Source organism: Melioribacteraceae bacterium, assembly GCA_035362835.1.
GTDB lineage: Bacteria > Bacteroidota > Ignavibacteria > Ignavibacteriales > Melioribacteraceae > DSXH01.
Window position 1 is genome coordinate 21,869 of the sequence record DAOSDY010000002.1, and the last position, 15,488, is coordinate 37,356.

Below are 15,488 nucleotides of genomic sequence, written 5' to 3' on the forward strand. Positions count from 1 at the left end.
ATGAAAAAATTATTATTTCTCTTGGTTATTGCTTTATCATTATCTGCGGTAACACGCATTAAAGCTCAGGAAATATTCGATGCTGTTAAAAACAAAGATCTGAATCTTGTTAAACAGATTATTGATAAAGAATCTTCAGTTGTAAATCAAAAAGATAAAACCGGCAATACACCTTTGCACGGTGCGGCAATAATTGGTTCAGTTCCAATTTCAGAATTTCTGCTTTCAAGGGGTGCTGATATAAATGCAACCAACACAATGCAAAGCACTCCTCTCCATACGGCAATTGAGAATAAACAGGATGATGTCGCTAAGTTTTTGATAGAAAAAGGAGCCAACCTTAATATTAAAGGGAGGGGAGGTAATACACCGCTCCATGCAGCGGCATATAGTAACCGGAAAGAATTAGCTGAGTTGTTAATATATAGAGGCGCCGATCTTGAAATTAGAAATGAACAAAACTATACTCCGCTTGCTGCTTTAACCCGTTCAACCCGTAATTATGAGGTCGCTGAGGTCTTTGTGAGAAGAGGCGCAAATATAAATGCTCCATGGACAGATGGAGCTACTCCTTTAAATTATGCCGCAATGTACAGTGATGATAGGGTGATTAATCTGCTGTTGGACAATAATGCGGATCTGGATACAACTGACGATAATTTAAAATACACTCTTTTCTCAACAGCAAGTAAAGGCCACGTTCGTTTGCTGAAAAAAATTCTTGATAAATGCGGTGATCGGATATTTGCAAATGAGGCAATAAATAAAACTATTATGCGGAATGCAATTGTAAGCGGATCCTTAGAGTTTGTTAAACTGCTCCTGTCAAAAAATATTCCATTGGATATTTCTGCAAGCATTACAGGTGCAACACCACTCCACAGCATTGCTTCTAATTCAAACGCCCTGGAGATGATGGAGTATCTGGCACAGAATGGAGCCGATATCAATGCAAGAACTAATGATGGACGCTCTGCTTATAATATTGCTGAAGCAAATGGTAATAAAGCGGCATTATCACTTATTCTTAAACTTGGGGGAAATTCTGATCCGCAACAATTTCCTGTTCTATCCGGACCTTATCTTGGCCAGACTCCGCCCGGTAATCAGCTTAAACAATTTGCACCTGGAATTGTCTATGCGAACCATTCAACTGTTTCTGTATCGCCGGATGGAACTGAACTCTACTGGGGAAATGGTTACTCGATTCTATTCTCTAAACTTGAAAATGGTTTTTGGACTAAACCCGATTATGTCTCTTTCAGTGGAAAAAATGAAGCGATGTTTTATGATGATGTCCCGTTCGTTTCTCCTGATAATAAAAAATTATTCTTTACTTCTAAGAGGCCGGTAGATTCTCAAAGGGCCAATTCTAATAAAGAGAATATCTGGTTTGTTGAAAGAACTCCTTCAGGATGGTCTCAACCAAATCCGGTTGGTCCTGAGGTCAATGCTCTTGGGTTGCATTGGCAGGTTTCAGTTTCAAACTCGGGTACGCTGTTTTTCAGCGGATCAGATCAGACAAGTTTCGGCAACAGTGATATTTATTACTCCAGGTTTCAGAATGGTCAATACACAAAACCTGTCAATCTCGGATCTGTAATAAATACCGTAGAAGGCGAATCTATGCCTTACATCGCACCGGATGAATCGTATCTGATTTTTTACAGAGTGGTGCTTCAAAGACCATATCTTTATATAAGCTTCAAATCGAAAACTGGAGAATGGCTGCAGCCTAAGAAAGTTGAATTGCCCGCTTATAATTGTGGAATTGTTTCTCCGGATGGAAAATATTTTTTCTGTGATAATAGATGGGTCTCTGCAATATTTATTGATCAGCTTAGACCGAAAGAGTAGTATCCGGTAAATAAAAAAGGGGGATTCAAATGAAGTATATTTTTAGCCGTTTATGTCTGTTGTGCTTTTATTTTACTTTTTTACCTGATTCCAAAGTTTCAGGAATCCCGATAAATGTGTTTGATGTAATCAAAGTCCATTCATCGTTATCATCAGAAAAGTTATGGCCCGGATTTGATATTAAGAAGATTCCCGTTGCAATTTATGATAGTGCTGATACATACCTTTTCTTCGCCGAAAACCCGCCGGAAGGTTTTTTACAATCTGATACTAACCCGGGCGTATTTATTTATAAAGGACAACATCCCCTGGTAAGAGGTAACTCAATTGTTAAATTTGGTGCAACTTGGGTCGCTACTAGTGTGCTTAGTCAGTTTTCCCGAAGGACGCAGGAAAAGTATTCTGCCAGGGATCTGGCCGGAATTATCATTCATGAACAGTTTCATATTTTCCAGCGGACAAGGCATAACACTTGGCGGGCAAATGACGGTGTACTTTTATTTTATCCGCAGGAGTCAAGCGAATCATTATTCCTTCGCCGGATTGAAAAAGAAGCCTTCAAACGAGCTGTAACCTCTAATTCAGAATCAGAAATGGTTGCCTGGGCTCTCCTTGGTCTTGAACATAGAAAAAAACGTCTTGAAATCCTCGGTCATCAATATGTAATCTATGAGAAAGAACTGCAGCGGACTGAAGGGCTCTCAGATTATATTGAGAAAAAAGCCCGTGACCTCGATCCGCTCAATGCATCGAATATCACCAATGGCATTGCTCCGGCTGGTGTTAGAGATCTGGGTTATGTCGAAGGTCGGTGGATTGCCTTTATACTTGATAGGCTTAACGATGAATGGAAAATAAAATTGGAGGAAAAAGAGAATCTCTTTCTTGAAGAAATATTAAGTGATGAAATTGCAAAATTTTCACCGCACCCAATAAATTTTACCCCCGCTGAAATAGAGCAGATAAAAAACAAGGCAGAAAAAGACCTTTTGGAATGGGGAAAGAAAACAAATGATGAAATCAACGGGTACAAGAATTCCCCGGGATATTCTTTTACCATTATTTCGAATCAAGACCCTTTCGCCATCAGGATATTTGAGCCTCTTGAAATTGTAATTCTGCCTGATGGTTCTGTTTATCACCGGCTTATCTTCTCGGCTCAAAATGGTTCCGGTAGTTTTAGATTTATGAATCACTCATGTATAACCTTTTTCGACAATTCATACAGGTTAACTAAAGTTGAATTGAAGGGTCTTAATACATTGCCGCAAATTCTGGAAGACCAGAAGAAATTAATTCTTAAGTCTGAAAACATAACGTTAGAGTTGAAGTACCTGGATATCAAATTAATAAATAACAATTATAATGTTTTGTTGTGATGAAGAAATCATGAAATTATTATCAATAAGTAAATGGAATTGTTCCCGCTTCAGTCAAATATTATTATTAATTAATATTTCGGTTCTTGAGCGGACTAAGCAAAAAACTTAAAAGAAAAATGAAAGAAACATAGAATTGAAAAAAATAATATTAATCGGCTCTTTGATAATGGCAATGACTATGGCGGTCCATCCTCAGGATATTTTTGATGCTGTTATTATGAATGACTCTGTTGCCATTGAAAATATCCTCGCATCGAAACCGTTCTCTATAAACCAGAAAAACAATATGGGACTAACTCCGCTTGCCTACTCAGTATTAGTGAGAAACAATAGAGCTGCTGAAATTCTGTTAAAGAAAGGAGCGTTAGTTAATACCGGTGAAAATAATCTGCGCTTTCCGGTTCATTATGCAAATTGGAACAGCGATACAGAATTATTTGAACTACTTCTTAAGTATGGAGCAATTATTGATACACGGGCAATTGGAGGCGCAACACCTCTTATCCATTCTTCTCTTAATAACAACTTTGAGATGTCTAAATTCTTGATTGAAAAAGGGGCAGTTATAAATATTCAATGCAACGCACTTACGTCTCCTCTTTATTTTGCAACGTTCAATAACAATCTCGCCTATATGGAATATCTTATTAAAGCCGGAACAGAAATTGACATGCCCGATTTCCTTTACAGAACGCCTCTGTATATTGCTGTAAGAGATGGATATAAAAAATCCGCTGAATTATTATTGAGTAACGGCGCCGATATAAGCTGGAGAGACAATTTTAAAAAACGGTCACTGCTTCATTTAGCCGCTATTGAAGGCCATGCTGAAATTGTTTCAATGTTGATTGAAAAAGGAATGAATGTTAATGAAAAAGATGAAAGCGGTTTTACTCCAATTGATTACGCTTATAAATATGGCAATATGAATACTGTTCAATTATTACAAAGTAAAGGCGGAAAAACTAATAAAATATCCGCAGCATCTTCTGTCGATAAATTGTTCTCGATGGAATACCAAAATGGTTGTGCGGAGCTTGTCAAACTCCAAAATGGTTCGTGGGGTATAATCACAAATTCTTCCTTCTTCATTTTAGGTTATTCGGAAATTGGATTTGAAGCTGATGATAAATCAATATTAAATGGTTATATAAGCGATGATCTTTTCAAGTATAATAAAAAGATTTATAGCATCGATCACAGCTATCACCCTCAAATAGCAAGATATTCGTTTGAAGCCTCAAATCCATTATATTCTTTTCAGAAAGCCGGAAAAGAGATCTCCTTCATTTTTAACTTGCGCAATGATAGAAAATATGAAGTGTTGGATATAAAAAACGTTTTCTTCCCTAAACCAAATAATACTGTAAATGTGAACGGAGCAGTCGTAACTTCGCTCTCTTCTTTTGGTGGAAATATGTGTTATATAATTGAAGTTGACGGATTAACTATAGTATGGCTTACCGGAATTTGCGATAATTATCAAACTGCTAAAAAGGATAATCAAATTATCAAGGAATTGGTTTCGAGAAAAATTCAACCGGATATTTTGCTTCTTGGAAGTCCGGAAGGATTGGGTCCCGAAATAGCTCACGGAATTCGAGAGACATACATCGAAGCCGCAAATCTTGAACCCCTTGCGGTCGTAGCTTTTGGGCACGAAGGACTTGAACGGAAAATAAAATATCAATTACAGCGCAAGAAAGTCGGAACGGATAATTTTATTTGTGCTGAATACCCGGGCGATAGATTTAAGATTGGCATTAAGTGATAAAAGATGGTTTTATAAATCCAAGGAAAGATCAAAATGAAAAAATTATTTTCTGCTGTAATTGTTGCTTTTTTATTATCTGCAATAACAAACATTAAAGCTCAGGAAATATTTGATGCTGTTAAGAACAACGATCTCAACAAGGTTAAATTATTAATCGAAAAAGAACCTGATCTTCTTAATGCAAGAGATCCGAATGAGCAAACTCCTTTACATTATGCTGCCCAAAAATCAAACCTCGCCGTAATTAAACTACTGGTCGAGCACGGGGCGGCAGTTGATATTAAAAATAAAATGGGATTAACTCCTTTCTATTATGCCGCCTCTTCAGGAAAAAAAGAAATAATTAACTATCTCCTGGCTAATGGAGCCAACAAGAAAGATCTGGAATTAAAAAATCCCTGGGGCAGAACACCCCTCTGCGCCGTTTCTAGAGACGGTGGAAATGCTGAAACAATTAAAACCTTGATCGAACTAGGTGCCGATATCAATACGAAGGATAATTCAGGGTGGTCTCCAATTCAGCTTGCCGCTTGGCGCCCGTATGAAGATATAGTCAATATTCTTCTTGAGGCAGGAGCCGACCTGGAAATCGGTAAGGATGAAGGGAAGCGGCTTTTCAGTAATGCGGTAGCGTTTGGATTGGAAAATTTATTTGAGAATATGATCAGTCTCGGTTTCCCGATTGATATTAATAATTCTGATACAAAACCGTTAATTCTTTCTGCGGCCGGTGGAGGCTCCAAAAGAATTACAGAATTCTTAATCAATAAAGGTCTCGATGTTAATTATAGGAATATTTATGGATGGGCTCCCATTCATCGGGCCGCTGAACAGGGACATAAAGAAATAATTTCATTGTTGATTCAAAATGGTGCCGGTATAAATATCAGAAATATGCTCGGACAATCGGCATATAATATCGCTGTTGAAAGAGAAGACCCGGAATTAGCCGATTACTTGAAATCTTTGAATGCGGTAACTTCAGAACCGGAATTTCCGGTTATCGAAGGTAAATACCTTGGACATGCGCCTCCTGGAAATATACCTGCACCATTCGGATCAGGAATTATTTTTCACCGGTATAATCCGCATTCTACTGTAGCCGTTTCTCCGGATGGTGACGAAATATTCTGGAATCCGATGATTAATCCACGTGGCGGCGGTTATTCTTTTGGGTATTTGGTTTCGACAAAACTGGAAAATGGCGTCTGGACTTATCCTGAAAAAGTTCCTTTTTCGGAAAAAGAGTACAGAGACGATCATCCTGTCTTCTCTTATGACGGCAATAAATTATTTTTTGCCTCTATCAGACCGGTTGATAAATCAAATTCTCCCGAAAATCAAAAACGAATCTGGTATGTTGAAAAAAATCAAAACGGGTGGAGCAGTCCCAAACTTTTCAAAGAACAGCCCTTGCCGGAATCGGCTTCGGAAATGTTTTTCACTTTCTCGTTTGATAGAGAGGGGAACTATTATTCAATGGACGGTCGCGATATTTTTTGCGCCAGGTTTAAAAACGGTAAATATCTCCCTCCCGAAAAGCTGGGTAAGAATATTAATACCGGTGAGTTGATTGGCGCGCCTTATATCTCCCCGGATGGTACGTACCTCCTCTATTACAAAGGAAAACCATTTGTGAGTTTTAAGAAAAAAGATGGCAGTTGGTCAGACGGTATTGAAATCGAGAAAAAATTTGGAAGGAGTCTAAATTATTCATTCAGCGGAGAATACATTTTCATGGGATTTGGAAATAATTCGTGGGTGAGTAATAAGATCATAGAAGAGTTGAGACCGATTAAATAATAATTATCTCATAGGAAATTTTACAATGAAAAAACTAATCATCGTTAGCTTAATGTTGATTATAGCAACTGTAAATAATGCACAGCAAATTGATTTCTCTAAACTAGTTGGGAAGTATTTAGGCCAGCAAGAACCTGGTGCTGCTCCTGAATTGTTTGCATCTGGATTGGTAAGCACCCCCGGTGGTGTTCATGGTAATATTGTTTTTACATCTGATTTTTCAGAAGCTGCCTGGAATCCAAATTACAAGGTGAATGGAAAAGAATTAATATATATTATGAAATATCAGAATGGCAGATGGGAACAGCCCGTTGAATTTTATCTAAAGGAGGGTTTTAATTACTCTGAACCTTTCTACTCTTATGATGGGAAAAAGCTCTACTTTCTTTCCGGAGAAATTGGATCATCGGGAAATGCTGTAAATGAAAAAATATATTTTGTTGAAAGAAAAGGTGAAGGATGGAGTGACCCGGAACTTTTAAGTCATAACATTCCCGCTCTCCATTGGCAATTCTCCTTTGATACAGAGAATAATCTATACTTTGGTGGCAAGAGCGATGACAAAAAGGGAGAAATTTTCTTTTCTAAATACAATAATGGAGATTACTCTTTACCTGAAAAACTTTCTTCAGCAGTTAATTCCGGTGCTTCTGAATTCTCACCATTTATTTATCCCGATAATTCATATTTAGTTTTCACTAGAATGCTTGAAAAAGAAAAGGCTCCACCTCAGATGAACCTCTTTGTCAGTTTTAGAAATGCAAATGGAACCTGGACTGCAGCACAAAACTTAACTGAAAAAATTGGATCTCCTGTTCAATCTCCCATTGTTATGATGTCGGCAGCTCGTATAACCCCCGATGGCAAATATTTGTTTTTCTGTTTCTTTAATGGTAAAGGTCATATGGTTTATTGGGTCTCATCAAAAATAATTCAAGAATTGAGACCGAAAGAATAAAAATTATATCATGGGAAATCTTAAAATGAAAAAACTAATTCTTTCCGGATTGTTACTAGCTTCAACTGGATTGTTTAATGCACAGGAAAATGATTTTCCAAAACTCACCGGTCCGTATTTGGGACAGAAACCGCCAGGGTTAACACCTGAAATTTTTGCTCCAGGTATTATTTCAACACCAAGTGCATGGGAGGCAGCAATAACTTTTTCACCCGACGGGAAAGAAATTTTCTTTACCCGCCGAGAGGATATTCAAGGTAACGAGAATCGAATAATGTATATTGCTTACACAGATGGTAAGTGGACAACTCCCAAGCCACCATCGTTTGCAAAGAATATCATTGAGTACGAAACCTTCATTTCACCTGATAGAAAAAAAATATTCTACAATTCAGATAGGGCAAAGCCTTCTGGCAGTAACTCCGTTGGAGAAATCTGGTACTCGGAAAAAACACCAAGTGGATGGAGTGAAGGGAAATACCTCACAGAAACTATTAATAAGGGTTGGATTATGTTTGTAACTGCATCAATGAACAATAATTTATACTTCACCGCAGGATTTAATAGAAAATTCGGAATTTATAAATCCGTATTTAAAGATGGAAAATACCAGGAACCGGAATATCTCCCGGACGAAATAAATTATTTGCGCGGGGCCCATCCGTTTATTTCGCCTGATGAAAGTTATTTAATATTTGATGCCCAGCCTGAAGGGATGGGTAAATCTGAATTATTTATCAGCTTTAAGGATAAAAATGGAAAATGGATGAAAGCTGAAAAATTTGATAAATCTATCAATCAAACATTCTCAGAGAATATACCGAATGTATCGCCGGATGGTAAATACTTTTTCTTTCACAGGAATAATGATATCTACTGGGTATCTGCTAAAATTATTGAAGATCTGAAACCGAAGGAATAATATGAAAAACTTTATAAGAATATTTTTTTTCATTCTTAATAGTGCTGCTGTCATTTATTCTCAAACTGCGGCAGCCGCTAATATGAGTAAAAGTGATAGCTTGCGTAACGAAGGTGAAATTCTTCAAGCCATCGCAGAATGCAGAAAAGTCTATCTGCAGAATCCCGGCAATCAGCCTAATATTTATAACTATGCCCGATTTTTATCTATCAATAAGCAAATTGATAGCTGCTTCAAGTACTTAAATATTGCGGTAGATATTGATACTTCAATTTCACCTTTGATTGAGCCCGACTTCCTGTCTGCTAGAGAAAGTGAACAATGGAATGATTTTGAAAATAGATTGATCTCAAATCTGAATATTAAATTCAGAAATGCGGTTAAAGATATCGATTACGCAAAATTACTCTGGAAATTGAGAGCTTTTGACCAGGCTTATTTTCTTGAGACTGAAATTGCCGGTAGAAAACTGGGTTTCAAATCTTCAGTTGTTGAAGCATTATGGAAATTGAAATTCATGATCCAGGAAAAAAGCCAGAAAGAACTTGTAGAATGGATTGATAAAAAAGGCTGGCCAAGAATAATAAATGTTGGTAGAGAGGCTGCATTTACCGCCTGGCTTGTTATTATGCATTCCAATAGCAAACTTCAGAAAAAATATTTGCCGGTAATAAAAAAAATATGCGAAGAGAACGAACTCCCCTGGGCAAGATATGCTTCAATTTATGATAGATCCCAATTCAATGACAATAAACCTCAAAAGTATGGAACACATATCTCCTATAATGAAAAAACCGGAAGTATGGAGCTTTATAAACTCGAAAATGAATCGATGGTCAATGTCTGGAGAAAAGAAGTTGGTTTGCAGCCTCTGGAGGAATATCTGAAACAGAATAATATTCCTTATACGCCCGGAACTATTAATCGTTAATAAATGGAAAATTCTCTTTTACCCGAACTTTAAATATTCTGCCGAGGATCGATCAATTGCTGGCTGATCAATAATGATTAAAATTGTTTGTTGATTCTCCGGCTATTAAGCCAAACTCCAAGATTTATTCTACGCGCATTCAATTTAACACGGTTCTCGAATTTTTTTCCCGTTAAGTATCCGGCTCAAAACCACTCGTAAAAGTCAAATTACAAAACATCAGAACTGATAAGAAATAAGCGCAATTTTGATATTATCGGCCAAATTAAAGGCTTTACTAATTTGTAAAAACCGTGCCAATCTATAATTTTCATTGCTTTCAGAACTATATTAAGTTAAATTTGAAACCGAAATGAGGCAGATTTACTTCACAAAACTGAGCGGCGCAGGGAACGATTTTATCCTTATCGATTCGAAATTAAACTCTGATTTTAGCCTAAATTCTCAATTAATTGCCCGGTTTTGCGATCGCAGGAACGGTATCGGAGCCGACGGACTTATTGTTATCTCGGATCCGCCCGGCAAAAGCTTCGGTATGACTTATTACAATGCGGACGGCACAACAGGAAGTCTCTGTGCTAACGGTGCCAGATGTTCTTTACAGTATGCTTTCATTACCGGCAGGACTACGATAGGGCCCGCTGATTTTAATTCCAATGGAATTGATTATTCAGGAGAGGTCTTTCCGGACGGGAATGTCAGGTTTTACCTGAAAAATCCGGTTGGTTTTAAAAGTAGATTTAAAATTAAGGCGGGCGGACAGTTAATAAACGCGTCCTATATTAATACCGGTTCGCCGCACGTAGTGATTAAGATTTCTGATGTTCTCCGGGATCCCGGAAATCCGGCGTCAAATAATTATACGATTCAGGATTTCCCTGTATTTCAGTTGGGAAGGGAGATCAGGTTTTCTAAAGATTTTGCGCCTGATGGTACTAATGTTAATTTTATTGCGCGCGACGGTAACCTGATAAGGATCCGTAGTTATGAAAGAGGTGTTGAAGATGAAACTCTTTCTTGCGGAACCGGTGCCGTAGCATCTGCGCTGATTTCTTTTTTTAATGATAATGTTATGCCGCCTGTAAACCTGATCCCGCAAAGCGGTGATCTTCTAAAGGTGGAGTTTGAACCGTTAGGAAATGAATTCAAAAATATTTCACTAACCGGTCCGGCGAAAATTGTGTACAAAGGTGAAATTACAATTTAATTGAGGAGATAAATGAGTAGAGTAATTTTTTCGATTCGTTACCATGTCTTTCCGGAAAGAAGACAGGAATACCTTGATGTTATAAGAGAGTTGAAAAATATCATTAAAGCCGATGGATTGGAAAGCTATTCCGTTTATGAACAGAAAAATAAACCGAATAATTTTGAGGAAATCTATCTGTTTAAATCCGAAGAGGCATTCGAGAATTTTGACGATAATCAGGACGAAAGAATTGATATCCTTATGACAAAACTTTCTGATATGATAAAAGAGCAGACAACTCAATATACAACTTCGCTCGAGGTAAATAACTGAATATCTGTTCGCTAATATTCGAAATATTATCCCGCCCATTTACGACGGTGTAAAATGTACGAATTAGTCGGCGCTATTCACATCCATTCCCTCTTTTCAGATGGTTCTGGTGAAATTAAGGAGATTACCGGCTTTGCTAACGAAGCCGGCCTCGATTATATCATCTTGACCGATCATAATACTCTGCGTGCACTTCACGAAGGGTACGAAGGATGGCACGGCAAAACTCTTCTCCTTGTCGGCTGCGAAATAAATGATAAGGAAAATAAGAACCACCTCCTTGCTCTCAATGTAAATGAAGCTTATTCCACACGACTGCCAGCAAAAGAATATACCCGGCTTGTTAAAGAGAGCGGCGGACTCGGATTTCTTGCTCACCCGCATGAAGTAAGAAACTCTATGAAAGAACATCCCCCTTATCCATGGATTGAATGGGATACAGAGGATTTCACCGGCATGGAAATCTGGAACCATATGTCCGAATGGATGGAAGGACTTACCGAACAGAATAAGTATAACTATTTCATTCATCCGTTAAGATCAATTATTACTCCGCCGGCAGAAACGTTACGTGTATGGGATCAATTGAATCAGACTAGAAGAGTCGTCGGTATCGGCGGTGTGGACGCGCACGCTCATAAAATCAACCTGCTCGGCTTTTTCGAAGTTGAGGTTTTCCCTTACAAAGTTCTTTTCAAATCGATTAGAACCCACCTTCTGGTCGATAGCAAATTGGAACCTTCGGATAATCCCGATGATTTTTTAAGAGCTAAAAAGGAAGTCTATAGTGCGTTAAAAAACGGCAGATGCTATTTCTCTAATTACTATCACGGCGACGCAACCGGATTCCGCTTTTTTGCGGAGGACGGATCCAGAATTTATCAGATGGGGGATGCTCCTCCTCTTTCCGGTAAACTGAAATTAAGAGTTATTCTGCCGGATACGAGCGCTACTATCAGATTGATTAAAAACGGGGAGACAGTTTCTACTACCGACGGATTTGACATGGAATATCAGGTAAAGGAAAAAGGCGCTTACAGGGTGGAAATGCACCTGAACGGAAACGCCTGGATTTTTTCAAATCATATTAGAATTGGACTGTAATATTTACTAAATTTCGCCCCTAATTTTAGAGGAAAATCCAAAAGAGGTTATTGTGTTAACTAAGAAAAAAAGAATTTCTAAGAAAGAAATGAAAGAGGATAAACTGGTTACCTCCTACTACAGCGCTTATAATTACTTTGTAGAAAACCAGGCTAAAATTTTAATTGGTCTTGGTGCCATTGCACTTGTTGTTGTTGCGGTTATTCTTTTCTCGAATAAAAAATCGAATGATAATTTAACCGCTGCCGCTCAGCTCTCCAAAATTATTCCGGTATTCGAAGCGGGTCAGTATCAGGAAGCCGTAGACGGGCAGCCTTCTTCAAATATTGCCGGTCTGAAGACTATTGTTGATGATTTTGGTAGTACCGAAAACGGTGAAGTTGCTAAAATCTATCTAGCTCATGCATATACATTCCTTAATAAATGGGAAGAAGCTTACAATTACTACAGCGACTACAGCGGATCGAACACTATATTCAAATCGACCGCGCAAGCCGGCGAAGCTGCTTATTACGAAACTAAAGAGGATTATAAAGAAGCTGCAAACCTTTACAAAAAAGCAGCTCAGAATTCCGAAACTAATCCTTCCAATGCCGAGTATCTTCTTAAAGCGGGAATCAATTTTATTAAACTTGGTAATAAGGCAGAAGCCGAATCTATATTCAAAGAGATTAAAGAAAAATATAAAACCTCTCCTGTTGTTCAGGAAATTGAACGGTATCTTATTCAGCTGAATGGTTAATTAAAAAGTAATTTTCCGGTATATGTTTTATTGCCGTCTACATTATTATTAATATGATAGGAATTTGAATTAATGGCAGATACTTCCGATTTAAGAAATGGATTAATAATCAGATTCAAGAACGAACCTTTCCTCGTCACTGAGTTCCAGCACGTAAAACCCGGTAAGGGAGGCGCTTTCGTTAGAACTACTCTTAAAAATATGAAAACCGGTAAAGTGCTCGATAATACTTTCCGCTCCGGTGAGTCCCTCGACGTTATTCAAATTGAAAGAAGAAAATACCAGTACCTATATAAAGACGCTGAATTTTTTGTCCTTATGGATAATGAAACTTTCGACCAGATCAATGTTCCCGCTGAAGTACTGGGCGATGGACAGATCTATCTGAAAGAAGGGGACGAAATTCAGATTATCTACGACGATACGGAAAAAATTATTTCGGCCGAAATCCCGATGTTTGTTAATCTAAAAGTAGTTGAAACCGAACCGGGATATAAAGGGGATACCGCAACAAACGTTCTAAAACCGGCACGGCTCGAAACCGGTGCCCAGATAAGTGTTCCTCTTTTTGTCAATGAAGGAGATTTATTAAAAGTGGATACCAGAACCGGTGTCTACGTCGAACGAGTTAAAAACTAATTTCAGAAGAGCATGGATATAAACCTACTTAAAAAGCTCATCAAAATGGTTGAGCAAAGCGAAGTCACCGAATTTACTGTTCAGGAAGGTGATCTTAAAGTAAAAATTTCCAAAAACTCAAAAGGTTCTTCTCATGTAAATCTTCAGCCGGTTGTTGAATATTCCCGTCCGGTTTCTCCTTCTCTGCCGCAGCCGTCTGAACCTGCCCCCGCTTCAACTGCGGTTGAATCTAAATCGAATTTACATGAGGTTAAATCGCCGATTGTAGGTACCTTCTACAGGGCTCCCGCTCCGGATGCCGATCCTTATGTTCAGGTTGGCGACGTTGTCTCGCCCGGCACTGTCCTCTGTATTGTTGAGGCTATGAAATTGATGAATGAGATTGAATGCGACATGAGCGGCAGAATTGTTAAGATCCTTGTTGAGAATGCCACTCCGGTCGAATATAATCAGCCCTTGTTCCTTATTGAAAGAACCTAGTGATATCCAACTTTTGAGAGGTTATTTTGTTCAAAAAAATTCTTATCGCCAATCGGGGTGAGATAGCACTTAGAATAATCCGGACCTGCAAAGAACTCGGTATCAAAACCGTTGCTGTCTATTCGGAAGCCGATCGCGATTCGCTACATGCGGTCTTTGCCGACGAGGCAGTCTGTATTGGACCCGCTAAAAGCTCCGATAGTTATCTTAAAATTCCGAGCATCCTTTCTGCTGCAATGATTACAGGTGCAGATGCAATTCATCCAGGGTACGGATTCCTTGCGGAAAATGCCGACTTCAGTGAAATATGCGCGGACTCTAATATTAAGTTCATCGGCCCTTCTCCGGATTCGATCAGGAAGATGGGGGATAAGTCCTTTGCTAAAGACACAATGAGAAAAGTCGGCGTACCTGTTGTTCCCGGTAGCGAGGGCATTATTAAAAGTATTGATGAAGCAAAAAAGATCGCTTCAGAAGTCGGGTATCCCGTTATGCTTAAAGCTTCCGCAGGCGGCGGCGGTAAAGGTATGAGGATTGTCTGGGAGGAAAAAGACCTCGAAAAATTATTCCAGACCGCCTCTAACGAAGCCGATGCCGCGTTTGGTGTGCCTGACCTTTACCTCGAAAAATTTATTGAGAATCCGCGTCACGTCGAAATTCAGGTGGTAGGCGATCAGTTCGGAAATGTTTATCATTACGGTGAACGCGATTGCACAATTCAGAGAAGACACCAGAAACTTATAGAAGAATCACCGTCCCCGGTTGCATCGGCCGATCTTAGGAACAAGATGGGTGATGCCGCTCTGCTCGGTGCCAAAGCCGTTAATTATGAGGGCGCCGGCACGATTGAATTCCTGGTCGATAAATACCTCAATTTTTATTTTATTGAAATGAATACTCGTATTCAGGTTGAACATCCCGTTACGGAAATGGTTCAGAATCTCGATCTTATTAAGCAGCAGATTCTCGTTGCCGCCGGCCAGAGGATTCAGAATCTTCCGCAGGAACCGCGCGGTCACGCTATTGAATTCAGAATCAATGCCGAGGATCCTGATAATAATTTCAGACCCTCACCAGGTAAAATTGAATATCTCCATTTCCCCGGAGGTTTCGGAGTACGTGTCGATTCACATGCTTATAACGATTATATTATACCGCCCAATTATGATTCTTTGATTGCTAAACTGATTGTATGGGGTACCGACAGGCCTCATGCTATTGTAAGGGCAAGAAGAGCATTCGAGGAATTTAAAATTGAAGGGATTAAAACTACGATTCCGTTCCATAGAAAAGTTCTTGATCATCCGATATTCATCGACGGTAATTTTGATACCGCGTTTATAGATCAACATTTAAATAAATTGTAGAGGACAT

At 38.7% G+C, this 15,488-nt stretch carries 14 protein-coding genes; all 14 read left to right on the forward strand.

Annotated elements, in window-relative coordinates; translation table 11 throughout:
* The gene (locus PLZ15_07175) at positions 1–1,857 is read left to right on the forward strand and encodes an ankyrin repeat domain-containing protein (protein HOI29530.1); all 1,857 of its coding nucleotides are present in this window, start codon (positions 1–3) and stop codon (positions 1,855–1,857) included.
* A gap of 29 nt (positions 1,858–1,886) precedes the next feature.
* Positions 1,887–3,236, forward strand: a complete 1,350-nt coding sequence (locus PLZ15_07180; protein ID HOI29531.1) for a hypothetical protein — start codon at positions 1,887–1,889, stop codon at positions 3,234–3,236.
* Between the two features lie 136 nt (positions 3,237–3,372).
* Complete coding sequence (locus PLZ15_07185) at positions 3,373–5,010, forward strand: ankyrin repeat domain-containing protein (GenBank protein ID HOI29532.1); 1,638 nt, start codon at positions 3,373–3,375, stop codon at positions 5,008–5,010.
* Between the two features lie 36 nt (positions 5,011–5,046).
* Positions 5,047–6,816: an ankyrin repeat domain-containing protein gene (locus PLZ15_07190; protein ID HOI29533.1), complete on the forward strand. Its 1,770-nt coding sequence runs from the start codon at positions 5,047–5,049 to the stop codon at positions 6,814–6,816.
* Between the two features lie 25 nt (positions 6,817–6,841).
* Complete coding sequence (locus PLZ15_07195) at positions 6,842–7,774, forward strand: hypothetical protein (GenBank protein HOI29534.1); 933 nt, start codon at positions 6,842–6,844, stop codon at positions 7,772–7,774.
* Positions 7,775–7,799: 25 nt separating this feature from the next.
* Entirely contained in the window at positions 7,800–8,696 is an 897-nt protein-coding gene (locus PLZ15_07200; GenBank protein ID HOI29535.1) for a hypothetical protein, read from the forward strand.
* 1 nt (position 8,697) lies between these two features.
* Positions 8,698–9,627, forward strand: coding sequence for a hypothetical protein (locus PLZ15_07205; GenBank protein HOI29536.1), 930 nt, complete (start codon positions 8,698–8,700; stop codon positions 9,625–9,627).
* 352 nt (positions 9,628–9,979) lie between these two features.
* Positions 9,980–10,834: a diaminopimelate epimerase gene (gene dapF / locus PLZ15_07210; GenBank protein ID HOI29537.1), complete on the forward strand. Its 855-nt coding sequence runs from the start codon at positions 9,980–9,982 to the stop codon at positions 10,832–10,834.
* Positions 10,835–10,846: 12 nt separating this feature from the next.
* Positions 10,847–11,149: an antibiotic biosynthesis monooxygenase gene (locus tag PLZ15_07215; GenBank protein ID HOI29538.1), complete on the forward strand. Its 303-nt coding sequence runs from the start codon at positions 10,847–10,849 to the stop codon at positions 11,147–11,149.
* Positions 11,150–11,203: 54 nt separating this feature from the next.
* Positions 11,204–12,253: a PHP domain-containing protein gene (locus PLZ15_07220; protein HOI29539.1), complete on the forward strand. Its 1,050-nt coding sequence runs from the start codon at positions 11,204–11,206 to the stop codon at positions 12,251–12,253.
* 52 nt (positions 12,254–12,305) lie between these two features.
* Entirely contained in the window at positions 12,306–12,995 is a 690-nt protein-coding gene (locus PLZ15_07225) for a hypothetical protein (GenBank protein ID HOI29540.1), read from the forward strand.
* Positions 12,996–13,067: 72 nt separating this feature from the next.
* The gene (gene efp, locus PLZ15_07230) at positions 13,068–13,634 is read left to right on the forward strand and encodes an elongation factor P (GenBank protein ID HOI29541.1); all 567 of its coding nucleotides are present in this window, start codon (positions 13,068–13,070) and stop codon (positions 13,632–13,634) included.
* 12 nt (positions 13,635–13,646) lie between these two features.
* Positions 13,647–14,114, forward strand: a complete 468-nt coding sequence (gene accB, locus PLZ15_07235) for an acetyl-CoA carboxylase biotin carboxyl carrier protein (GenBank protein HOI29542.1) — start codon at positions 13,647–13,649, stop codon at positions 14,112–14,114.
* Positions 14,115–14,140: 26 nt separating this feature from the next.
* Positions 14,141–15,481 carry an acetyl-CoA carboxylase biotin carboxylase subunit gene (accC, locus tag PLZ15_07240; protein ID HOI29543.1) on the forward strand — a complete coding sequence of 447 codons (1,341 nt, stop codon included), beginning with the start codon at positions 14,141–14,143 and terminating at the stop codon, positions 15,479–15,481.
* Positions 15,482–15,488 lie beyond the last annotated feature (7 nt).

Coding starts and splice junctions, on each gene's coding strand:
- PLZ15_07190 (HOI29533.1), top strand. CDS start 5,047: ATGAAAAAATTATTTTCTGCTGTAATTGTTGCTTTTTTATTATCTGCA.
- dapF (HOI29537.1), top strand. CDS start 9,980: ATGAGGCAGATTTACTTCACAAAACTGAGCGGCGCAGGGAACGATTTT.
- PLZ15_07175 (HOI29530.1), top strand. CDS start 1: ATGAAAAAATTATTATTTCTCTTGGTTATTGCTTTATCATTATCTGCG.
- PLZ15_07220 (HOI29539.1), top strand. CDS start 11,204: ATGTACGAATTAGTCGGCGCTATTCACATCCATTCCCTCTTTTCAGAT.
- PLZ15_07200 (HOI29535.1), top strand. CDS start 7,800: ATGAAAAAACTAATTCTTTCCGGATTGTTACTAGCTTCAACTGGATTG.
- PLZ15_07205 (HOI29536.1), top strand. CDS start 8,698: ATGAAAAACTTTATAAGAATATTTTTTTTCATTCTTAATAGTGCTGCT.
- accB (HOI29542.1), top strand. CDS start 13,647: ATGGATATAAACCTACTTAAAAAGCTCATCAAAATGGTTGAGCAAAGC.
- efp (HOI29541.1), top strand. CDS start 13,068: ATGGCAGATACTTCCGATTTAAGAAATGGATTAATAATCAGATTCAAG.
- PLZ15_07180 (HOI29531.1), top strand. CDS start 1,887: ATGAAGTATATTTTTAGCCGTTTATGTCTGTTGTGCTTTTATTTTACT.
- PLZ15_07215 (HOI29538.1), top strand. CDS start 10,847: ATGAGTAGAGTAATTTTTTCGATTCGTTACCATGTCTTTCCGGAAAGA.
- PLZ15_07195 (HOI29534.1), top strand. CDS start 6,842: ATGAAAAAACTAATCATCGTTAGCTTAATGTTGATTATAGCAACTGTA.